The organism is Streptomyces brasiliensis (assembly GCF_014647875.1).
Classification (GTDB): domain Bacteria; phylum Actinomycetota; class Actinomycetes; order Streptomycetales; family Streptomycetaceae; genus Streptomyces; species Streptomyces brasiliensis.
In genome coordinates, this window is sequence record NZ_BMQA01000002.1 from 266,348 (window position 1) to 288,026 (window position 21,679).

At 70.5% G+C, this 21,679-nt stretch carries 20 protein-coding genes and 2 pseudogenes; 4 read left to right on the plus strand and 18 right to left on the minus strand.

Annotated features, from left to right (window positions below; translation table 11 throughout):
- The first annotated feature begins 99 nt into the window (after window positions 1-99).
- Window positions 100-948: a siderophore-interacting protein gene (locus tag IEZ19_RS04890; protein ID WP_189309731.1), complete on the plus strand. Its 849-nt coding sequence runs from the start codon at window positions 100-102 to the stop codon at window positions 946-948.
- 72 nt (window positions 949-1,020) lie between these two features.
- On the opposite strand, the gene IEZ19_RS04895 is transcribed toward IEZ19_RS04890, so the two are convergent.
- The 3 genes from IEZ19_RS04895 to IEZ19_RS04905 form a co-directional block, all read right to left on the minus strand.
- A complete protein-coding gene (locus IEZ19_RS04895; RefSeq protein ID WP_189309732.1) occupies window positions 1,021-1,797 on the minus strand; it encodes an ABC transporter permease in 777 nt (258 codons plus the stop codon).
- The gene (locus IEZ19_RS04900) at window positions 1,794-2,819 is read right to left on the minus strand and encodes an ATP-binding cassette domain-containing protein (RefSeq protein WP_189309733.1); all 1,026 of its coding nucleotides are present in this window, start codon (window positions 2,817-2,819) and stop codon (window positions 1,794-1,796) included. Before IEZ19_RS04900 ends, IEZ19_RS04895 begins: the two co-directional genes overlap by 4 nt.
- Window positions 2,820-2,990: 171 nt before the next feature.
- Complete coding sequence (locus IEZ19_RS04905; protein ID WP_189309734.1) at window positions 2,991-3,611, minus strand: PadR family transcriptional regulator; 621 nt, start codon at window positions 3,609-3,611, stop codon at window positions 2,991-2,993.
- A 316-nt stretch (window positions 3,612-3,927) separates the two neighbouring features.
- Between IEZ19_RS04905 and IEZ19_RS04910 the strand changes: the two genes are divergently transcribed.
- Complete coding sequence (locus IEZ19_RS04910; protein WP_189309735.1) at window positions 3,928-4,875, plus strand: RluA family pseudouridine synthase; 948 nt, start codon at window positions 3,928-3,930, stop codon at window positions 4,873-4,875.
- 19 nt (window positions 4,876-4,894) lie between these two features.
- Here IEZ19_RS04910 and IEZ19_RS04915 read toward each other — a convergent pair whose 3' ends face one another.
- The 6 genes and pseudogenes from IEZ19_RS04915 to IEZ19_RS50425 form a co-directional block, all read right to left on the minus strand.
- Complete coding sequence (locus tag IEZ19_RS04915) at window positions 4,895-6,379, minus strand: cytochrome P450 (RefSeq protein WP_189309736.1); 1,485 nt, start codon at window positions 6,377-6,379, stop codon at window positions 4,895-4,897.
- 53 nt (window positions 6,380-6,432) lie between these two features.
- Window positions 6,433-7,053: a GTP-binding protein gene (locus tag IEZ19_RS04920; protein ID WP_189309737.1), complete on the minus strand. Its 621-nt coding sequence runs from the start codon at window positions 7,051-7,053 to the stop codon at window positions 6,433-6,435.
- Complete coding sequence (locus tag IEZ19_RS04925; protein WP_189309738.1) at window positions 7,034-7,459, minus strand: DUF742 domain-containing protein; 426 nt, start codon at window positions 7,457-7,459, stop codon at window positions 7,034-7,036. The genes IEZ19_RS04920 and IEZ19_RS04925 overlap by 20 nt, the downstream gene beginning before the upstream one ends.
- Window positions 7,456-7,863 carry a roadblock/LC7 domain-containing protein gene (locus IEZ19_RS04930; RefSeq protein ID WP_189309739.1) on the minus strand — a complete coding sequence of 136 codons (408 nt, stop codon included), beginning with the start codon at window positions 7,861-7,863 and terminating at the stop codon, window positions 7,456-7,458. The genes IEZ19_RS04925 and IEZ19_RS04930 overlap by 4 nt, the downstream gene beginning before the upstream one ends.
- A complete protein-coding gene (locus IEZ19_RS04935) occupies window positions 7,860-9,494 on the minus strand; it encodes a sensor histidine kinase (protein ID WP_189309740.1) in 1,635 nt (544 codons plus the stop codon). The genes IEZ19_RS04930 and IEZ19_RS04935 overlap by 4 nt, the downstream gene beginning before the upstream one ends.
- Window positions 9,495-9,809: 315 nt before the next feature.
- A pseudogene (locus tag IEZ19_RS50425) lies at window positions 9,810-9,908 on the minus strand (TetR family transcriptional regulator); the annotation flags it as partial.
- 23 nt (window positions 9,909-9,931) lie between these two features.
- Between IEZ19_RS50425 and IEZ19_RS04940 the strand changes: the two are divergent.
- Window positions 9,932-11,178: pseudogene (locus IEZ19_RS04940) on the plus strand (carboxyltransferase domain-containing protein); the annotation flags it as partial.
- Entirely contained in the window at window positions 11,175-12,896 is a 1,722-nt protein-coding gene (atzF, locus tag IEZ19_RS04945) for an allophanate hydrolase (protein ID WP_268248615.1), read from the plus strand. The pseudogene IEZ19_RS04940 and the gene atzF, both read left to right, overlap by 4 nt.
- An 80-nt stretch (window positions 12,897-12,976) precedes the next feature.
- Here atzF and IEZ19_RS04950 read toward each other — a convergent pair whose 3' ends face one another.
- The 9 genes from IEZ19_RS04950 to IEZ19_RS04990 form a co-directional block, all read right to left on the minus strand.
- A complete protein-coding gene (locus IEZ19_RS04950; RefSeq protein ID WP_189309742.1) occupies window positions 12,977-15,829 on the minus strand; it encodes a DEAD/DEAH box helicase in 2,853 nt (950 codons plus the stop codon).
- Between the two features lie 81 nt (window positions 15,830-15,910).
- Window positions 15,911-16,861: a twin-arginine translocase subunit TatC gene (gene tatC, locus IEZ19_RS04955; RefSeq protein WP_189309743.1), complete on the minus strand. Its 951-nt coding sequence runs from the start codon at window positions 16,859-16,861 to the stop codon at window positions 15,911-15,913.
- A gap of 48 nt (window positions 16,862-16,909) precedes the next feature.
- Window positions 16,910-17,200: a Sec-independent protein translocase subunit TatA gene (gene tatA / locus IEZ19_RS04960; RefSeq protein WP_189309744.1), complete on the minus strand. Its 291-nt coding sequence runs from the start codon at window positions 17,198-17,200 to the stop codon at window positions 16,910-16,912.
- A gap of 256 nt (window positions 17,201-17,456) precedes the next feature.
- Window positions 17,457-17,651 carry a hypothetical protein gene (locus tag IEZ19_RS04965; RefSeq protein WP_189309745.1) on the minus strand — a complete coding sequence of 65 codons (195 nt, stop codon included), beginning with the start codon at window positions 17,649-17,651 and terminating at the stop codon, window positions 17,457-17,459.
- A gap of 10 nt (window positions 17,652-17,661) precedes the next feature.
- On the minus strand, window positions 17,662-17,922 hold the full coding sequence (locus IEZ19_RS04970; RefSeq protein WP_189309925.1) for a hypothetical protein: 261 nt from the start codon (window positions 17,920-17,922) through the stop codon (window positions 17,662-17,664).
- 105 nt (window positions 17,923-18,027) lie between these two features.
- Entirely contained in the window at window positions 18,028-19,044 is a 1,017-nt protein-coding gene (locus tag IEZ19_RS04975; protein ID WP_189309746.1) for a helix-turn-helix transcriptional regulator, read from the minus strand.
- A 19-nt stretch (window positions 19,045-19,063) separates the two neighbouring features.
- Window positions 19,064-20,041 (minus strand): helix-turn-helix transcriptional regulator, encoded by a 978-nt coding sequence (locus IEZ19_RS04980; protein ID WP_189309747.1) that lies wholly within the window; start codon window positions 20,039-20,041, stop codon window positions 19,064-19,066.
- A gap of 119 nt (window positions 20,042-20,160) precedes the next feature.
- Entirely contained in the window at window positions 20,161-20,532 is a 372-nt protein-coding gene (locus IEZ19_RS04985) for an FKBP-type peptidyl-prolyl cis-trans isomerase (protein WP_189309748.1), read from the minus strand.
- 94 nt (window positions 20,533-20,626) lie between these two features.
- Window positions 20,627-21,637 (minus strand): FKBP-type peptidyl-prolyl cis-trans isomerase, encoded by a 1,011-nt coding sequence (locus IEZ19_RS04990; RefSeq protein WP_189309749.1) that lies wholly within the window; start codon window positions 21,635-21,637, stop codon window positions 20,627-20,629.
- Window positions 21,638-21,679 lie beyond the last annotated feature (42 nt).

The following is a 21,679-nucleotide window of genomic DNA, read 5'->3' on the forward strand; positions in this document are numbered from 1 at the left end:
CTGCGGCAGGACTCCACCATGGAGTGGTCATGTGAGAGGTGTTGACCGCACGGAGGTGCTAACTTAGGTAAGCCTAAGATGCACGGCAGGGAGGCCGCCATGGCAGAACGCCCCGGACGTAAGCCGCGGAAGACCCACTCCGCTCAGGTCGTTCGCACGGAACGGCTGACCCCTCATATGCAGCGAGTGGTCCTGGGCGGCGAGGGTCTGGCCGGCTTCGCCCCGGACACCTGCACAGACCACTATGTGAAGCTGCTGTTCGGCCCCGAGGGCGTGACCTATCCGGAGCCCTTCGACCTGCAGCGGATCCGTGACGAGTTCCCGCCCGCGCAGTGGCCGGTGACCCGGACGTACACGGTGCGCGCCTGGAACGCCGAACGCCGGGAGCTGACCCTGGACTTCGTGGTGCACGGCGACGAGGGCCTGGCCGCGCCGTGGGCGCTGCACGTGCAACCGGGCGACAGCGTGCGGTTCATGGGCCCCGGCGGTGCCTACGCGCCCGACGCGAGCGCCGACTGGCATCTGCTCGTCGGCGACGAGAGCGCCCTGCCCGCGATCGCGCGCTCCCTGGAGGCACTGCCCGAAGGTGCCCATGCACACGCCTTCATCGAGGTGTCCGGGCCCGAGGAGCAGCAGAAGATCGACTCCGACGTGAAGGTGGTCTGGCTGCACCGCGGGGACCGTCCGGTCGGCGAGGCACTGGTCGAGGCCGTACGGGCGCTGGAGTTCCCGGCGGGCCGGGTGCACGCGTTCGTGCACGGCGAGGCGGGCTTCGTGAAGGACCTGCGCCGGCTGCTACGGGTCGAGCACGCGATCCCGCGTGAGGATCTGTCGATCTCCGGGTACTGGCGGCTCGGCCACAACGAGGACGGCTGGCAGGCCTCCAAGCGGGAGTGGAACGCGCGCATCGAGGCGGAGCAGGAGGGCGGCGGCGCGGCTGCCGCGTGAAACGCCGGGAAGCGGCGGCGCCCGGGAGCCGGGTGGGCCGCCGCTTCGCCGTTCACGCGCACGGCCGCCGGGTCACACCGACCGCTGGTACGACCGGAAGGTACGGATCGACAGCCATACGGCGGCCACCGCCAGCGCGAGCAGCGCCCCGCCGCGGCCGGACACGACGCCCCAGTCCGGATGCTCGGACAGCGCCGAACGGCCCGCGACCATGGCCCAGTTGAGCGGGTTGAAGGCTGCGACGTGCCGCATCCAGCCGGGCATCTGGGACGGCGCCATGAAGGCGCTGGACAGGAAGGTCAGCGGCAGCAGCAGGAAGGTGTTGATGCCGATGATCGACTCGCGTTCCCGCACGAGCATGCCCAGCGCATTGGACAGCGCCCCGAACACGGTGCCCAGCAGCACCGAGGCGAGCACCAGGACCGCGATGCCGACGACGCCGCCCGGGTAGTCGGCACCGCCCAACAGGCCGAGCAGCACGATGATCACCGACTGGAACGCGGTGACCAGGCCGTTGTGGACGACGTTGCCGTTCATCAGCGCGGCCCGGCTGGCCGGCGTGGTCAGGAAGCGGTTGAGCGTTCCGCGCTGGATCTCCTCCAGCGTGCCCATGCCCGCCCACATGTTGGAGCTGAGGGCGCTCATGACGACCACGCCCGGCACCAGGTAGTCCAGGTAGGAGGTGGTGCCGAAGCCACCGAGCTCGACGACCTTCCTGAAGAGGCCGCCGAACAGGAACAGCCAGATGACGGGCTGGATCAGGGTGATGATCGCGTAGGCGGGCTGGCGGGCGAACACCATCAGCTGACGCTGTGTCATGTACCAGGTCTGGACGGCGGCGTTGCTCATCGGGCACCTCCGGCGAGGGTCAGGGTGTCGGCGGCCAGGGCGGCGGCCTCGGCTTCCGCCTCTGCGTAACGGCGGCCCGCGTAGCGGAGGTAGACGTCGTCGAGCGAGGGGCGGGCGACGGTCGCGGCGGCGACGCCGACTCCGGCGCGTTCGAGGGCGGCGAGCAGGGCGGGCATCGCGGCGGCTCCGTCGTCGGCACGGGCGCTGATGCGGCGCCCGTCCATGAGCACCTCGTGCACGCCGGGCAGCGCGGTCAGCGCGCCGGACAGCAGGCTGCGGCCTGCCTCGCCGAGTGGTGCGCGCAGCTCCAGGTGGACGGCGTCGCCGCGGAGTTCGCCCTTGAGCGAGTCCGGGGTGCCGGTCACCACCACACGTCCGCGGTCGACGATCGCGATGCGCTCGGCGAGCCGGTCGGCCTCCTCGAGGTAGTGCGTGGTGAGCAGGATGGTCAGGCCCTCGTCGCCGGCCAGCCGGCCGATCTCGTCCCACATCGCGGTCCGTGCCTCCGGGTCGAGGCCGGTGGTGGGCTCGTCGAGGAACAGCACCTCGGGCCGGTGCACCAGACCGAGGGCCACGTCGAGGCGCCGCCGCATACCGCCGGAGTAGCCCTTGACCGGGCGCCTCGCGGCGTCGGCCAGGGTGAAGCGCTCCAGCAGCTCGTCGACGCGCCGGTCGAGGGCCCCGCCCTTCAGACCGTAGAGCCTGCCCTGGAGCCGGAGGTTCTCGCGACCGGTGGCGACGGGGTCGGCGCCCGAGTTCTGCGCGACCACTCCGATCGCGCGGCGCACCCGGTCGGGGTGGCGCAGCACGTCGTGGCCGGCGACGGTGGCCGTGCCCGAGTCGGGGCGGGCCAGGGTGGTGAGGATCTTGACGGTGGTGGACTTGCCCGCCCCGTTGGGGCCGAGGAGTCCGAAGACGGTGCCCGGTTCGACGGTGACGTCCATGCCGTTGAGCGCGGTGACGTCGCCGGGGTAGGTCTTGATCAGGTGGCGCGCCTCCACTGCGGGCGCACGAGTGGTCATGACTGCTGCTCTCCTGGGATCGAGCTGGTGAATGACAGCTGATCCACCTGAAGAACGCCGGGCTATCCTGGGTGTGCCGCACCTCGATGGCCCGAAGCCGCCTCAGGGTGGATCCGGCTCGGGGTTGGGATCCCGGCGGGCTGCTGCAACAGCCCGCCGGGGTCGTTCTCGTCAGGTGAACTCCGGTGGCAATTCCCCCGTTTCATGGAAGTGCCGCCATCCGGCGACATCCGGCAGCGTGCCCTTCTTGATCTCCTGCAGAAAGCCGCGCACCCACTCGGCCTGCGCCTCGACCATGTGCAACTGGTACTCGGTCTCGACGAGGAAGAGCCGCGGCAGCGTCTCGTACAGCTTCTCCAGAGCGCCCCGGCCGCTCGCCGCCTGCACTTCAAGGGCGCTGAGCCGCTCCTCGAGCAACCGCACCACTTCGTCCGGGTGCAACGCACCCATCAGCGACAGCGCGGTCTCGAAGATCGGGAACTCCTTCACCGGGACCGCGACGATGTCCGACAACCACTCGGTCATCTCCTCACGGCCGGCCTCGGTGAGCCCGTACACCGTGCGCTCGGGGCGGTTGCCCTGCCGCTCCACGTCGGTGACCTCGACGAAGCCGTGCTTCTCGAGGCTCTGCACGACCGTGTAGAGCGAGCCGTAGTTGATCTTCGTACTGGTGTCCTTGCCCTGGCGGCGCAGGGTCTGGGCGATCTCGTACGGGTGCATCGGCTTCTGCCAGAGGGTCACCATCACGGCGAGCGCCAAGGGGTTGCCGAGCTTGCGGCGCCTGATCGCCATGACCATCACCTCGCTTCCGAATATCCGTGCCCGAACATATCGCGAGCGTGCGACCGAGCGCAATACACACGACATATCGCGAGCGAGACACGGCCGCAAGGGCGTGAGGACTTGGGACCGGCGCGGACACGGCCGTGTGACGCGGGTGACACAGACCCCCCTTAATTTCTGTCACCCGACGGCCGGAGTCACGTACCGGGCGTACCGGACGCGCACGGCCCCGGTGCCGGCCGAGGCGCCGGAGGCGGTCCCGGCGCAGTGGGCGCGTACGACAGCGCACGCGGTCCCGGCGCGGCACGGCGCCTACGCTGGCCTGATGCGACGCAAGAACCGAGTCCCGCCCTCCCCCCTGCCGCAGCGTGACGGGGTGGATCCGGTGCGCGTGCGGCTGCCTCCGGAGACGGGCTGGGACACCGTGCGCGAGTATCTCGTGGCGCGGCTGTCCGGGGCCGGGCCCGGAGTGGTCGACGGGATGGTCGGCGCGGGGCGGTTCGTCGGGGCCGACGGGCGGGCGGTGGCGCCGGACGCGCCGTACGTGGCGGGGATGTACGTGTGGTTCCACCGGGACCTGGCCCCCGAGGTGCCGGTGCCGTTCCCGCTGGAGGTCGTGTACCGCGACGCGCATCTCGTCGTCGCCGACAAGCCGCACTTCCTCGCCACCACCCCGCGCGGCAGCCATGTCACCGAGACGGCGCTGGCCCGGCTGCGGCGGGAGCTGGACCTCCCCGAACTGTCCGCCGCGCATCGCCTGGACCGGCTGACGGCGGGACTGGTGATGTTCACGGTGCGGCCCGAGGAGCGCGGCGCGTACCAGAGGCTGTTCCGTGACCGGCGGGTGCGCAAGGAGTACGAGGCGATCGCCCCGTACGATCCGACGCTCGCCCTGCCCCGCACCGTGCGCAGCCGGATCCTGAAAGAGCGCGGCGTGCCGGCCGCGCGCGAGGTCGAGGGCGAGCCCAACGCCGTGACCCGGGTCGAACTGGCTGAGCACCGGGGCGGGTTGGGGTGCTACCGGCTGCTTCCGCGAACGGGGCAGACGCACCAGTTGCGGGTCCATCTCAGCGCGCTGGGTGTGCCCATCCTCGGCGACCCCCTGTACCCCGAGGTGACCGCCCCCGTGCCGGCCGGTGACTTCCGGCGTCCGCTCCAACTGCTCGCGCGGAGCCTGGAGTTCACCGATCCGGTCACGGGGGCCGAGCACAGCTTCCGCAGCGGACGGACGCTGGAGGCCTGGTCCTCGTACCCGGAGCGGGCCGCGCGATGACCGGGTGCGGTCAGCCCTCTCAGTGACCGCTCCACCAGTGGCGCAGCCGCTGCCAGAAGCCCCGGGGGCGGGCCGGTTCGGCAGCCGTGGGCTCCTCGGAGGCCACCGGCCGCACCTCGGGGGCGGGGGCCGGGGCGGGATCGGGCTGCGCGGGAGTCGTGCCGACCTGCCAGGTGGCGCGCTGCGCGGGGATCGGGGCATGGCCGGGCTTCAGTTTCACGTCCTGTTGCGGCTTCGGCTCGAACCGTACCGGCAGGGCCACGAGATGACGGGAGGCGATCGAGGCCCGCCACTCCAACTCATCTTCCTCGCAGTCTAGTTGCACGTCCGGCAGCCGCCTCAGCAGCGCGTCGACGCCGACGTCGGCGATGGCGCGCCCGATGTCCTGTCCGGGGCATTCGTGCGTACCGCCGCCGAAGGACAGATGAGACCGGTTGCCCTGCATACTGGCGGCGAGGTCGGGGCGTACCCGTGGATCGATGTTGCCAGGCGCGGGCGCGAACAGCAGTCCGTCGCCCTTGCGGATGCGCTGACCGCCGAGCTCGGTGTCCTGCTTGGCGAAGTAGCCGAAAATGGTGCTGAACGGCGGTTCGTCCCAGAGGGACTGCTCGACCGCCTCCGGCACCGTCATCTGCCCGCCGTTGAGCTGGGCGCGGAAGCCGGGATGGGTGAGAACCATACGCAACGCGTTGGCCAGGAGGTTGGCGGTCGCCTCGTAGGAGGCGAAGAGCACCAGGCGCAGATGCTCCCGGACCTCCTCGTCACTCAGCCGTGCCGGGTGGGTGACCAGGTGGCTGGTGAAGTCCTCCTCCGGCCGGGCACGGCGACGGGTGGTGAGACGGCCCAGTACGTCCATGACGTACTCGTGGCTGGCGATGGCGGTCTCGGTGCCCTTGAGCGCGTCACGGGCGGCTTGCACCAGTCGGTCGTTGTACTCCTCGGGCATACCGAGGATCTCGCACATCACCGCCATCGGCAGATACTCGGCGAACTGGGAGACCAGGTCGGCCTCTCCGACCTCGCAGAAGCCGTTGACCAGGCGCTGGGTGTAGCGGCCGACGTGCCGCCGGATGCCGCGGTGGTCGATGGTGGAGATGGCGCCGGTGACCGCACCGCGCAGCCGCTGGTGCTCGTCGCCCTCGGCGTGCGCGCAGATGGGCTGCCAGGCGATGTGCGGCATGAGCGGGTGGTCGGGCTTGACCATGCCCTCGAGCAGCGGGTTCCAGATGCGGCTGTCCTTGGTGAACTGCGAGGGGGTGCGCACCATGTGCAGGTTCTCGGCGTGCCCCAGGACCACCCACATCGGCACGTCGTCGTGCAGGAGCACGGGAGCCACGGGACCGTGGTCGTCCCGCAGCTTCTCGTACAGACTGCCCAGGTCCTCCGCGTCGGGGCCGTACAGCCGGTGCAGTCCCCCCGGTCCTGCGGCGTGCGCCGGACAGCCCGGGGGCGGGCCGAGCGTCGGATCGTGCGTACCGGTCGGGGAGTGGGGTTCAGGCGTCACAGTGGTCGCTCCGAAGCTGAGATGAGTCCGTGGGAAAGGGCGCAAGAGCGGGATCAGACGAGCGCGCCGGTCATGGCGAGCGAGTGCAGGAAGCGCATCAGGGTCATCAGCACGTCGCGGCTCGAGGACCGGCGGCGCGCGTCGCACTCGACGATGGGGATGTCCGGGGCCAGGTCGAGCGCCGTGCGCAGTTCCTCTACGGGGTAACGGGGGGCATCCGGAAAGGAGTTGACGGCCACAGCGAAGGGCACGCCGCGCTCTTCGAGCCGCCCTATGACGTCGAAGCTGACCTCCAGGCGCCGGGTGTCGACCAGGACGACCGCGCCCAGCGCCCCCTCGAACAGCCCGTTCCACAGGAACCAGAACCGCTCCTGGCCGGGTGTGCCGAACAGGTACAGCACGAGCCTGTCGGTGATGCTGATACGGCCGAAGTCCATGGCCACGGTGGTGGCGGTCTTGGAGTCCGAACCGTAGTTGTCGTCGACACCGACGCCGGCCTGCGTCATGGTCTCCTCGGTGGTCAGCGGCCTGATCTCGCTGACGGACCCGACCATGGTCGTCTTGCCGACCCCGAAGCCGCCCACGATCACGATCTTCACGGCGGCCTGGGCCGTCTGCGGAAGATGGTCCTCGGTCCGTGGGCCGGGGATGGTGTCAGAGCTTTTGAAGTCCATGCATCACCGCTTCGAGGATTGAACGGTCGGGGAGCGCCTGGCGGACGATCGGGGCGCGCGCCTGCACCAGTCCGGCCGTGATCAGTTCGGTGATCAGGACGGTCATCGCGCTGAACGGCAGGCCGAGATAGGCCGAGAGTTCGGCCACGGACAGGGGGGAGGTGCACAGCCGGAGCAGTGTGGCCTGCTCCGGGGTGACGGACGGCGGTATCTCCTCGCGCGCCACTATCAGGGTCACCAGGTCGAGTTCGGCGCGCGCGCCGTCGGGTCCGGTGATGACGTACAGCCGCTCGGGGTTCTTGGGCCGCCCCTGCTCCTCGCCGCCCGGTTCTGCTGCCCGGGGAGGCGGGGGCGGGGGCGGAGGCTCCTGACCGGGGTGACGCCGTTTGCGTTGCGGAGGAGTCATACGGTCTGCCCGTTCCGCCGGGGCGGTGAGGTGAGATGGGCGCCGATCCTGACGACGAGGTCGCGCATCCGGCCGCTCATCCGGCCGGGTTCGCAAACGACGTCGGCGAGGACGGCGAGATAGGCGTTGGCGCCTGCGGCCATCAGGTAGAAGTAGCCTCCGTTGATCTCGATGACGACCAATTTCATCTCGCCGTCGCTGCCGGGCAGTTCATGGGCGACGGCGCTCGCGAGGCTCTGCACTCCGGCACAGGCCGCGGCCAGGCGGTCGGCGGCGTCGGGGTCGCCGCCGTAGCGGGCGATGCGCAGTCCGTCGGCGGAGAGCACCACGATCATCTCGATGCCCGGGACGCCGTCGGCGAGGTCCTTGAGCATCCAGTCGAAGTTGGCTCGTTGCTCGATCACTTGACGTCCCCCTGGTCGTCGGCCTCGGTGCCGGCGGGCTCGTTGATGAGGTGCATGTACGCGGTGGGGTTCTTCGTGAAGTCGGTGGGGTCGTCGGCCGGGTTGCCCTCCTTGAGGCCCTCCCAGAACGCCTCGACCCACAGCCCGGGTTCACGGTCCTTGAGCTTCTGCCGCTCGGGGTCCTCGGGCTCGGGTCGGGGCTTGGGCTGCGACCAGATGGTGGGCCTGCCCTCACGTTCGGCCTTCTCGATGGCGGCCTGTTCGGCGAGCCGCTGGCTGAGCGGGATCTTCATCTTGCTGCGGCGCTGCGGCAGACCGCCCGGCGTCCACTCGGTGACCTCGGGGACGTCGTCCTCCATGGAGATCCCGGCCGGGATCCGCGGGCTGGTGGGGCGACGCCTCTTGGGCGGACGCTTGGGGCCCTCGAGGGCGCCGAGTTCGGCCTTCGGCACGGCGGTGGCGCCGATGCCGTGGGCGAGTCCGGGCGCGGGTTCGGTGGTCATCATGCTGCTCGGCACGATGAGGACGGCCCGGACGCCGCCGTACGCCGAGGCGCGCAGCGAGACCTGCATGTTGTACGTCGAGCAGAGCCGCCCGACGACCGCGAGGCCGAGGCGGGGACTCTCGCCGAGGTCCTCCATGTCGACGCCCGCCTTGGCCCGCTCCAGCATGCCCTCGACCCGGGCGCGGGCCTCCTCGCTGAGGCTGACGCCGCCGTCCTCGATCTCGATGGCGACGCCCGTCTGCACCTCGGTGGCGGTGACGTGCACCTTGGTCTGCGGGGGCGAGTACCGGGTGGCGTTGTCCAGGAGTTCGGCGGCGGCGTGGATGACCGGTTCGACCATCGTGCCCTTGATGTTGCACTTGGCGATGGAGGCCAGTTCGATGCGCCGGTACTCCAGGATGCGGGACATGGCACCGCGCAGCACGCTGTACAGGGACACGGGGTTGGGCCACTGACGGCCGGGGCGGCCGCCGCCGATTACGGAGATGGAGTCGGCCAGGCGCCCGATCAGTGCGGTGCCGTGGTCGATGCGGAGCAGGTCGTCGAAGACCTCGGGGTTGCGGCCGTGGTCCTCCTCCATCTCCCTGAGCTCCACGGCCTGCTGGTGGACGATGGCCTGGACGCGCTGGGCGATGTTGACGAAGGAGCGCTGTGCGGCGTCGCGCATCGACTCCTCGTCGTCGACGGTCTTCAGGATCGTGCGCAGCAGGTCGCGCTGCGAGTCGGGGAGATGGCGCAGTTCGGGGTCGGCGTCGAGGACGGCGTGAATCACCTCGCGGGGCGATTCACCGGCGTGCAGGCGGTACAGCGCGGTCGGCACGATCTCCGTCGCGAAGCGGACGATCTCCTCGTCGTGGGCGGCGATGCGCCGCTCCAGATACGCGGTGTGACGGGCGCGTTCGGCTCGCTCGGCGGCCAGTCGGCGGCCGCGCCGTACCGCTTCGGCCGCCGTCACGGTCACCAGCACGGTGGCGACGGCGCCGCACCAGCCGACCGCGGCCCGGGCCGGCCCGGTCACCAGGGCGACGGCGGCCCCGGTCGCGGCGACCATGATTATGGCCGGCACCAACAACGCGCGTGGGTAAGGAAGTTCGCGGCCACCGGGAGGCGATTGCACACTCACCATGTATGCCCTCTGAGACGTATCGGCTGGGTGTCGGGGGAGCTTGCGTGGGGAAGAGTCATGGAGCTGACGGGATCTTCCGCATGTTTGCGAACAAGCGCACGAATACACCTCAACTCGGTGCGCCGCGGGCGAGCCTAGCCCGACCGAATCATCGCCGTGTCATATTCCGCAAGCACCTGAAATGACCGCGGGGACAGGAGTACGCTCATCTGTATTTACACACTCGGACATCATTCGCACACGATGCGTGACGACGTACGGACGTACGAAAACCACTCACCGTGACAGGTGGACGAGAGCCTGGAGCAGCGGGACTCAGGTGCCCGCGATGCGCAGCGTCGCGTCGGCCGTGGCGCGGGCGAACTCCGAGACGGGGCGCTGCGGGTCGGAGCGGTGCACGAGGATGACGCCTTCGTGACGGGCGCCCCGCGCAGACAGTCGACGCCGGCGTCCTGGCCCGGGACGGCGACGTGACGTACCGTCGCAGCGGTGACGACAACCTGCTGGTCGAGTTCGGCCCGATGCAGTTGGACCTGGCCCTCCGGATGCGCATCCACGCGCTGAGGGATGCGGTGACGGCGGCGGACCTGGACGGCGTCACGGACCTCACCCCCAGCATCCGCTCGCTCCCGATCCAGACGGATCCGCATGTCCTCGCCCAGCACCAACTCCTCGTGAAGGTAAGGGAGATCACCACCACCCTCCCGCCCACCGACGCCCTGGTGGTCCCCTCCCGGAGGGTCCGCCTCCCCCTCTCCTGGGACGACCCGGCCACCCGCGAGGCGATCGCCCGCTACTTGGCCGGCGTCCGCGACGACGCCCCGTGGTGTCCGTGGAACATCGAGTTCATCCGCCGGATCAACGGCCTGGAGTCGGTGAACGACGTGTACCGGACGGTCTTCGACGCGGAGTACCTGGTCCTGGGCCTCGGCGACGTCTGCCTCGGCGCCCCCGTGGCCGCCCTGGACCCGCGCCACTGCCTGCTCACCACCAAGTACAACCCGGCCCGCACCTGGACCGCGGAGAACTCGGTCGGCATCGGCGGCGCGTATCTGTGCATCTACGGCATGGAGGGCCCCGGCGGTCACCAGTTCGTCGGCCGTACGACCCAGGTGTGGTCGCCGTGGCAGCGCGGCGCGTTCGAGCCGGGCGCTCCGTGGCCGCTGCGCTTCTTCGACCGGATCAAGTGGTACCCGGTGTCCGCGGACGAACTCCTCGGCCTGCGGGCCGACATCACCTCCGGCCGCTTCGTCCCCCGCATCGAGGAGGGCACCTTCTCCCTCGCGGAGTACGAACGCTTCCTCGCCGAACACGCCGAGTCCGTCGCCGAGTTCAGGACACGTCAGCAGGCGGCGTTCGCGGCGGAGCGGGACGCGTGGGAGGCGGCGGGCGAGTTCGCGCGGGCGGAGGCCGCGACGGCGCCCGTGGCGGCACCGGACGAGGTGACGGTCCCCGAGGGCGGCCGACTGGTCGAGGCGGAGTTCGCGGCGTCGGTCTGGCAGGTGAACGTGGCACCGGGCGACGAGGTGAGCGCCGGCGGCCGCTGCTCGCGCTGGAGGCGATGAAGATGGAGTCCCGGGTCCACGCCCCGATCGCCGGAGTGGTCACGGATGTCCCGACGACCCCCGGCGACCAGGTCGAGGCGGGCACGGCCCTGATCGTTCCGGCCCCGGCAGCAGCCTGAGAGCGCATCACGCGCGCCAAGCGCACACTGAGAGTCGAGGAGCACGCATGACCAGCACGGTGTCCCGGGTGCGAGCCGCGTACGCGCGGATCGAGGCCGTAGCCCGCCCAGAGATCTGGATCGACCTCCGCCCCCGGCAGGAGGTGGAGGCCGAGGCACGGGCGATCGACGCCCGCGTGGCCGCCGGCGAGAACCTGCCCCTCGCCGGCCGTCTGCTCGCCGTCAAGGGCAACATCGACGTGTACGGCCTTCCGACGACGGCGGGCTGCCCGGCGTACGCCTACGACCCCGGGGCAGACGCCCCGGTGGTCGCCCGGCTCCGGGCGGCCGGCGCGCTCGTGCTGGGCACGACCAACCTCGACCAGTTCGCCACGGGCCTGGTGGGCACCCGCTCCCCCTACGGCCCGGTACGCAGCGCCCACGACCCCGACCGGGTCAGCGGCGGCTCCAGCTCGGGTTCCGCCGTCGCCGTGGCCCTGGGCATCGTCGACCTGGCCCTGGGCACGGACACTGCAGGGTCGGGCCGGGTCCCGGCAGCGTTCAACGGCATCGTCGGCCTCAAGCCCACCCGCGGCCTGGTCCCGACGGCAGGCGTGGTCCCGGCGTGCGCGTCGATCGACTGCGTGACGATGTTGGCCCGCACGCTGCCGGAAGCGGAACAGGCCCTCTCCTACATGGCCTGCCCGCCCGCCCGCGAGGTACCCGGCCTCCCCCGACGCGCCCCCGGCCCCTGGCGCATCGCGATCCCGCCCCTCACCCAGCTGGGTGAACTGGACGAGGGCTGGCCGGAAGCATACGAGGCGGCGGTGACCCGGCTGTCCGAGGCGGGCGCGGAGATCCGCGAGATCGACCTGAGCGCCTTCACCGAGGCGGCCGCGATGCTCTACGAGGGCGCCTTCGTGGCCGAGCGCTACACGGCCGTGGGCAGCTTCATCGACAAGTTGATCTCGGAGGGCGGCGAGGGCCTGGACCCCACGGTCACCGGCATCATCACCCGCGCCCGCGAGATCCCGGCCCACCGCCTCTTCACCGACCAGGACCGACTGGCCGCCCTGCGTGCCCGCGCCCTCGCCGAAATGGCCGACGCGGACGCCCTCCTGCTCCCCACGGCCCCCGGCCACCCCACCCTGGCCGAGGTAGCCGCAGACCCTCTGACCAGCAACGCCCGCCTGGGCCGCTTCACCAACTCCACGAACCTCTTCGACCTGGCCGCGGTGGCGGTCCCGGCGGGCCAGGCGAACGGCGGCCCCTTCGGCGTCATGCTGACAGGCCCGGCATTCACGGAAGACCGCCTGACCCGAATCGCCCGCACCCTGGAGCCGCAGGCCAGCCTGGCGGTGGTCGGCGCCCATCTGACGGGCCAACCCCTGAACCTCCAGCTCCTGGCGTTGGGCGCTCACTTGGACCGAACGACGACCACGGCTCCCGTCTACCGCCTGTACGCCCTGCAAACGACCCCGCCGAAGCCCGGCCTGGTCCACGCGGGCGAGGACGGAGCGGCAATCGAGACAGAGATCTGGCACCTACCGACCGAGGGCCTGGGCCGCCTCCTGACGACACTCCCCCGGCCCATGACCCTGGGCACCGTGGAACTCTCGGACGGCACCCGGGTCCCAGGCTTCCTCTGCGAACCAGAAGCCCTGCAGACGGCGGAGGACATCACGCACCACGGAGGCTGGCGCACGTTCTTGAAGCACCGAGCAGACCGACGCCCCTGAAAGGGGCGCGGGGCTGTATCGATGTGCGGCTCCGCCGCGTGGGCGCGAGCAACAACGAACCCGCACCCGCCACCGAACCCTCACCCCACCGACGAATAGGCCACAACCCCCCGCAGCAACAGATCAACCGCCTTACGCGCAGCCTTCCCCACGGTCGATCCCTCCGCAGGAGAAGCCGCAGAGACCTGCCCCAGCACATCGATCACCTGCTTGCTCCACCGCACAAAGTCACCCGCGGGCATCTCGGCCTCACGCAAGACCTCATCGAGCCCCTTCCCCGACGCCCACATGTACGCGGCCCAGGCGAACCCGAGGTCGGGCTCACGCTGCCCGACCCCCTCGGTCTGCGTGATGCGGAAGTCCTCCTCCAGCGCGTCCAGCCGCCCCCAGATCCGCACCATCTCGCCTAGCGCGGCCTTCGCCTTGCCCGAGGGCAGCTTGGGTGCCATCGCGTCGTCGCCGGCCCGCGACTCGTACACCAACGCGGAGACACACGCGGCGAGTTCGGCGGGCCCGAGCCCCTCCCAGACGTGCTCCCGCAGGCATTCGCTGGCCAGCAGGTCCAGCTCGCCGTACAGCCGGGCGAGCCGCTTGCCGTGCTCGGTGACCTCGTCGCCGCGCAGATAGTCCAGCTCGGTCAGCAGCGCGACGATCCGGTCGAAGGTCCGCGCGATGGTGTTCGTACGGCCCTCGATACGGCGCTCCAGCTGCGAGGTGTCCTTCATCAGCCGGTGATAGCGCTCGGCCCAACGGGCGTGGTCCTCACGGTCGTTGCACCCGTGGCAGGGATGCGCCCGGATCGCCGTGCGCAGCCGTGCGATCTCCCGGTCGTCGGCGGCCTGGGCGCGCTTCTTGCGGGCGCGCTCCGGCGGGATGTGCCCGGCCTTGGCGCGCAGCGCAGAGGCCAGATCACGACGGGACTGCGGGGAGCGCGGGTTGAACGTCTTGGGGATCCGCATCCGCTCCAGCGGTTCGACGGGCACCGGGAAGTCGATGGCGCCCAGCCGCTTGACCTGCCGTTCTGCGGTGAGGACCAGCGGGCGCGGCCCGTCGTGGTACTCGAAGCCGCGGTGGCCGTTGGAGCGGCCCGCGGGCAGACCGGGGTCCAGCACCAGGGCCAGACCGGCGTACTTGCCCGTCGGGACATGGATGACGTCGCCCGGCCTGAGCTTCTCCAGGGCGACGGCGGCCTCGGCGCGCCGCTCGCTGGCGCCCTGGCGGGCCAGCTCGTTCTCGCGGTCCTTGAGTTCGCGACGCAGGCGCGCGTACTCCTCGAAGTCACCGAGGTGGCAGGTCATGGAGGCCTTGTAGCCCTCCAGGCCTTCCTCGTTGCGCTGCACCTGCCGGGAGATCCCGACGACGGACCGGTCGGCCTGGAACTGCGCGAAGGACGTCTCCAGCAGCTCGCGCGAGCGGTGCCGGCCGAACTGCTCGACCAGGTTGACGGCCATGTTGTACGACGGCTTGAAGCTGGAGCGCAGCGGATACGTGCGCGTGCCCGCGAGGCCGGCGAGGTGCTCGGGGCTCATCCCGCGCTGCCACAGCACCACGGCGTGGCCCTCGACATCGATGCCACGCCTACCGGCACGACCGGTGAGCTGGGTGTACTCGCCGGGCGTGATGTCGGCGTGCTGCTCGCCGTTCCACTTGACGAGCTTCTCCAGCACCACCGAACGCGCGGGCATGTTGATGCCCAGCGCGAGCGTCTCCGTGGCGAACACGGCCTTCACCAGGCCCCGCACGAACAGTTCCTCGACGACCTCCTTGAACGTCGGCAGCATGCCCGCGTGGTGGGCGGCGATACCGCGCTCGAGGCCCTCGAGCCACTCGTAGTAGCCGAGGACGTGCAGGTCCTCGGACGGGATGCTGGCGGTGCGCTCCTCGACAAGGGCGCGCACCTTGACCCGCGCCTCTTCGTCGTTGAGGCGCAGTCCGGCGTACAGGCACTGCTGGACCGCGGCCTCGCAGCCGGCGCGGCTGAAGATGAAGGTGATGGCGGGCAGCAGGCCTTCGGAGTCGAGCCGCTCGATGACCTCGGGGCGGCCCGGGGTCCACACCCGGGAGCGCTGGCGGCGCTCGCGCTCACGGTCGGCCTCGCGCATGGCGCGGCCACGTCTGCGGTCCTGGTAGGAGGGGCGGCTGGCCTCCATCCTGGCCAGGCGGGTGAGGTCTGGGTTGACGGCCTTCTTCTGGCCCTCGCCCTCCTCGAAGAGGTCGTACATCCGGCGTCCGGCGAGGACATGCTGGAACAACGGCACGGGCCGGTGCTCGGAGACGATGACCTCGGTGTCGCCGCGGACGGTGTCGAGCCAGTCACCGAACTCCTCGGCGTTCGACACGGTCGCCGACAGTGACACCAAGGTCACGGACTCGGGCAGATGGATGATCACTTCCTCCCAGACGGCGCCGCGGAAGCGGTCGGAGAGGTAGTGCACCTCGTCCATCACCACGTGGCCGAGGCCGAGGAGGGTCTGTGAGCCCGCGTACAGCATGTTCCGCAGCACCTCGGTGGTCATGACGACCACCGGAGCCTCGGAGTTGACGCTGTTGTCTCCGGTGAGGAGGCCGACCTTGTCCGTGCCGTAGCGACGGCACAGGTCGGCGTACTTCTGGTTCGACAGTGCCTTGATGGGTGTCGTGTAGAAGCACTTCTTGCCCTGCTGGAGAGCGAGGTGGACGGCGAACTCGCCCACGATCGTCTTGCCGGAGCCCGTGGGGGCGGCCACCAGCACGCCCTTCCCCGCTTCGAGCGCCTGGCAGGCCTCGATCTGGAAGGGGTCGAGGCCGAAGTCGTACATCTCGCGGAAGGACGCGAGCGCGGTGGCCTGCTCGGCAGCCCGCTGACGGGATGCCGCGTACCGCTCGGCCGGTGAGAGGTCCTCTGTCATCGTGCTTTCGAGCGTACCGGGCCGCACTGACAACAGGACGATCATTATCCGAACGTGCGAAGAGGTGCCCGCCACCCCCGGGGGAAGCGGGCACCTCTGTACCGTGCCGGTTCGGAAACCGTCCGGTCAGGTCACGTCGTCGTAGCCGTTGACCCGGTCCGTGCCCGCCTGCTCGGGCAGCGACCGGCTCGCGGAGACGGTCTCGACCTCGCCGATGTCCTCGGGGGTCAGGTCCAGGTCGGAGGCCTCGTCGTCGGCCGGACCCGCGGCGTCGCGGCGGCGCCGGCGCCTGTCGTTGACCAGCGAGAAGCCGACCGCGCCGAAGTACAGCACCCAGATCGGCCCGGCGAGCGCCAGCATGGACAGGGGGTCGGTGCTGGGCGTGGCCACGGCCGCGAAGACCGTGATGCCCAGGATCATGGCCCGCCACCAGCCGAGCATGCGCCGGCCGGTGATGATGCCGGTGAGGTTGAGCATGACCAGCAGGAGCGGCAGCTCGAAGGAGAGCCCGAAGACGAGCACCATGCGCGTGACGAGCTGGAGCAGGTCGTCGAGCGGCAGCAGGTTGTCGACCCCGCTGGGGGTGAAGTCGATGAGCACCTTCGCGGTGGTCGGCAGGACCCTGTACGCGAAGTAGCCGCCGCCGAGGAACAGCGGGACGCCGGTGCCGACGAACGCGTAGGCGTACTTCTTCTCGTGCTTGTGCAGACCCGGCGCGACGAACGCCCACAGCTGGTAGAGCCAGATCGGCGAGGCGAACACGACACCGGACATCAGCGAGACCTGCAGGGCCAGCGTGAACGGGGCGAGAAGGCCGTTGATGGTGATCCGGGCGCACTGCTGGGTGTCGTCGCTGGAGTGAGCCAGCTGCTCGAAGGTCTTCCCGCAGCCGACGGAGTCGAGAATCGGCTTGGTCAGGAAGTTGATGATGTCGTTGTAGAAGAAGGCGGCGATCACCGTCACGACGACGATGGCGAGCATCGCCTTCGCGAGCCGGTTGCGGAGCTCACGAAGGTGATCCGCAAGGGGCATCCGCCCCTCGGGATCCTTCTCCTGCTTGCGGGCAGACTTGGGCAACCCACGTCCTCATCTCGTGCGGCAGACCGGGGGACTTCCGGCCGTGCGTCAGCGCTTGGTCGTGTCCGTCGGCTCGTTGACCGGGCGCGAGCTGGTCACGTCACCGGGGGCCGCCTGGATGGTGCGCTGCGCGGGGGGCTGCTCGCCGGTGTTCGGCGGGGCGGCCGGAGCGGACGCGTTGGTGCCGCCCTCTTCCTTCATCGCCTTGGCCTCGCTCTTGAGGATGCGCGCGGACTTGCCGAGCGAGCGGGCCATGTCCGGAAGCTTCTTCGCGCCGAACAGCAGGATGATGACGACGAGGATGAGAATGATCTCGGGAGCGCCGAGCCTTCCGAACATAAGTCTTTACCTTCTCACCGAGGCGGCTGGGTGGGGTGCTGTCCGACCAGTCGGACATGTGTCCGAAGTGATCGTGCAGCGATCGTAACGCTCAGGGGTAAACGTCAGGCAATCCCCGTGCGTACTCCCGGTCCACGGTACGGGCCTCGTTCTCCGCGCCGCGACCAGCAGCGTACCTGCCCGCCCCGGCCGCGTGACAGGGCGAAGTGATGCAAACCGCTTCTGGTGTCGTATTCGGCCCGGTCGTACGGCTGTCTCAGAGGGTGTCCGCGGTGCGCGCCGCGCTCACGGCAGCCCGCTCCAGGTCCTCGGCCGCCCTGTTGATCCGGCGCGCCGAGTCCGCGACCTGCTGCCCGAGCCGCCGCGCCTCCAGGAAGACCCGGACGGCCAGCACCCCCAGGACAGCGAGCCCCGCAAAACCCATGGCTACCGCGAACATCGGCCAGAACATGCCGCCGAGCCTAGACCGTGGAGTGCAGCCTCAGCGTCCTGACCCCGCCCCCGGTGAGCAGTTCGACGATGCGCTCGCCCGCCGGCTTGCGGACGGCGGCGCCGCAGTCGGGGCAGGTGAAGGAGTAGAACGTCGTACGGCTCGTGGCGCCGATGGCGAGCCGCAGGGCACTCGCGGAGAGCTCGAAGCGGCCCCGGCAGTCCGGGCAGCCCGCCCGGAACACCACGGGAGCCACTCGTCTCATCCCCGCGAAAGCGGCCGCGACCGTCATGTCCCGCGCATCGGACACCGGAGATTCACTCAAAGCCCGGGCTCCCCTCTCGTTGGCATCGGCCGAACGCCTTCGGCACACCCCTGCGAACCGGTTCCGGCGGTCCTACCGCCCGTCGGCATCCGCGTCCCTGGCCGCCTCGACCCCGTCGTACGCGGCGAGCGCCTCGCGGGCGGCCCGCCGCGCGCTGTCCGCCAGCTCCGGCGGCGACACGATCCGGCCGTCGCGGCCCAGCCGCAGTGCCAGCCGTCTGAGCGAGGCCGGATCGGGGGTGCGCAGAGTGATACGCAGACCCCCGTCGGAAAGCTCATCCGCGCTGTCGTGCGGGTAGTACTCCGCGACCCAGCGACCGCCCGGCCCGACCTCGACGACGACCTCCGGGTCCTCGACGGCGGGCTGCACCAGCGCCTCCGACAGATCCCGCAGCTCGACCTCCGGCGGCGCCGCCGGCTCGTCCAGGATCCTGATCTCGGCGACCCGGTCCAGCCGGAACGTACGGCGCGCCTCGGAACGGCGGCACCAGGCCTCCACATACGTGTGGCCGACGCTGACCAGGCGGATGGGGTCGATCTCGCGCTCGGTGACCTCGTCACGAGCGGGCGAGTAGTAGCGGATCCACAGGCGGCGGCGCTCGGAGATCGCACGGTCGACGTCGGCGAAGACACCGCCCTCGGACTCGAACGTCACCGACAGACGCGCACTGGCACCCGCCGCCTCACCGGCCGCCGCCTCCACCTTCGCGGTCGCACGCAGCAGCGCCTGCCGGTCGCCCTCCCGCAGCCCGGGCAGGGTGGCCACAGCGCGGGCAGCCACCAGCAGCGCCGTCGCCTCGTCGGCGGCCAGCCGCAGCGGCTCGGCGGCCTCCTCGCCGAGCGCGGCGGGGTTGTGCCACCAGATGCGCTCGCCGTCGGTGTCGATGTCCAGCAGGTCGCCGCCGCGGAAGCTGGTGCCGCACATGGGCAGCACGTCGAGGTCGGAGACCAGCTCGTCCTCGGTGATGCCGAAGGCACGCGCGACGTCCGCGACCCGCGCGCCGGGGCGCTCCCGCAGATACGTCACCAGGGAGAGCATCCGCCGCGTCTGGTCGATGGCACTCACGGGCCTGACCGGTTTGCCTGCCACTGTCTTGCTCCGCTCCCCCTCAGCCCTTGGCCACGGCACGCAGCCGGTCCACCACGTCCGCACGCAGCTCGGCCGGCTCCAGCACCACCACGTCCGGCCCGAACTCCACCAGCCAGGCGTCGAGGCCGTGCCCGTACGGAATCTCCAACTCGTCCCAGCCGTCGCCGAGTTCCCGGACCGAGCGGGCCTTCGCCCGAAGGGGGTACCCGGCGCCGGAACGCAGCCGGATCAGCGCCGAACGGTCGGCGATCTCCCCGGCCCAGCTCGCCACGGTCTCGCGCACGGTGACCACGTCCGGCACCGGAGCCGTGAACCCGCTGCCGCGGGAACGGACGCGGCCGGTGATGCGGGACAGCCGGAACACGCGCTCGGCGCCCCGGTCACGGTCCCAGCCCGCCAGATACCAGTGGCCGCGCCAGCACTCGAGCGCCCACGGCTCGACGTGCCGGGGCTCGGGGTGGGCGGCGGTGGCCTTGCGGTACTCGAAGACGACCGGGCGGCGGTCCCGGCAGGCCAGCATCAGCGGTTCGAAAGCGGCCTCGTGCACCGGGATGCGGGGCTCCAGGGCGCCGTGCGCCTCGTACGGGTCGACGTCCTCGGGCAGTCCGGCCGCGCGCAGCTTCTGCAGGGCGCCGCTGGCCGCGCCCGCGAGCCGGGCCTGCTGCCACACCTTGGCGGCCAGGCCCAGGGCGGCGGCCTCCTCGGCGTCCAGTGTGATGGGCGGGAGACGGTTGCTGTCGCGGCGGGCCAGATAGCCGACCTCGCCGTCGAGGTTCTCCACGGTCTCGATGACCAGGCCGAGCTCGCGCAGATCGTCCTTGTCGCGCTCGAACATCCGGTTGAAGGAGTCCTCGGACCCGGCCGCACCCTTTTCCGGCCTGACGGCCTCGACGTATGCCTCGATGGAATCCCGAAGCTCGCGCTTGCTGAGCGGCCGCCGCGTCCCGAGCAGACACAGCGCCAGGTTCATCAGCCGCTCGGCCTTGGCAATGGCCATCGACGCCCTTCGCCTTCCTTATGGTGCTTACGACCGATGACCGTACCGCTCCGGCGCGGCGCGGCAAAAGCCGAGGGCCCATGCCCGCACAGGCATGGGCCCCGAGTGATCGGATCCGATCAGACCGCGACCAGGTCGCAGACGAAGATCAGCGTCTCGCCGGGCTTGATCCGACCGCCGGCGCCACGGTCGCCGTAGGCCAGGTGCGGCGGAATGGTCAGCTGGCGGCGGCCGCCGACCTTCATGCCCTGCACACCCCGGTCCCAGCCGGCGATGACCTGGCCGATACCGAGCTGGAACTGCAGCGGCGTGCCGCGGTTCCAGGACGCGTCGAACTCCTCGCCCGTGGAGAAGGCCACGCCCACGTAGTGGACGGAGACGGTGTCGCCCGCCTTGGCCTCCGGGCCGTCACCCTCCCAGATGTCCTTGATCTCGAGGTCCGCCGGGGGCTCGCCGCCCGGGAAGTCGATCTCGGGCTTGTCGATGCTCACGTCTCTAGCTCCTGCTTGTGTACGACACGGAACCTGAACAGTCTTTCATCCCCGCCGCCGTCGCGCCCGCCGCGGGCGGACACGCGGGCCCGGACTACATCGCCGCCAGGATGTCCACCGAGAACACGAGCGTGGAGCCCTTCTTGATCACGCCGCCGCTCGGCGGCGTGTCGCCGTACCCCAGGTCCGGGGGCACCACGATCAGGACCCGGCTGCCGACCTTCTTGCCGGTCACACCCTGCGCCAGCCCCTTGACGATCTGCTGCATCTGCTCGATCGAGAACTGGCTCAGCCGGCCTGAGCCGTACGTCTGCTCGAACGTCTTGCCGCCGTCCCAGACCACTCCCTTGAACTGGCACAGGATGGTCTGCTGGGCCTTGACCACGGCGCCGTCGCTCTCCAGGACGTAGTTCGACACCAGCTCCTTCGGCGGGTCGCTCTTCGGGACGTCGATCGACGGCACCTCACCGTTGGTGTTCGTGCCGACCTTGGGCAGCGCCGCGTCGGTCTGCGCGACCTCCTTGCCCTGGGCGGAGCTCTTGGAGTTGAAGGTGTTCAGCAGGTCGACGACGAACACCAGCGTGTCCGTGCCCTTGATGCCCGCCTGCGTATTGCCCGACTTGCCGTATCCCCAGGTCGGCGGCACCGCCATGAGGACCCGGCTGCCGACCTTCTTGCCCGCCAGCGCATACCGCCAGCCGTCGATGACACTGCCCTGGGCGAGCTGAAGGACCAGCGGGGTGCCCCGGTCGTAGGAGTTGTCGAACACCTTTGCCGTGGACCAGACCTGGCCCAGATAGTTCGCCTGCACGAAGTCGTTCTCGGCGACCGTCTTGCCGCCACCCGCGATCACCGTCTTCACCGCGAGGTTCGCCGACGGGTCCCCGGGCCCCTTGGCGACCGTCGGCTTGTCGCCGAACTTCGTGCCCGCCGTGATCGCCGGCAGCGGTGCGTCCACGATCTTCGGCGGCGGCACGGAGGACTCCGAGGCCGACGGCGACGGCGACTCGCTCGCCTTGCTCGAGTCGGACTTGTCGTCACCGCACCCGGCGAGAGTGACGAGTCCTGCGGGAACGGCGGCGAGAAGGAGTGAGCGACGGCGCACGGTGGAGGCCTCGTAATCGGTCGATCTTGTAGGGCGTGCGCG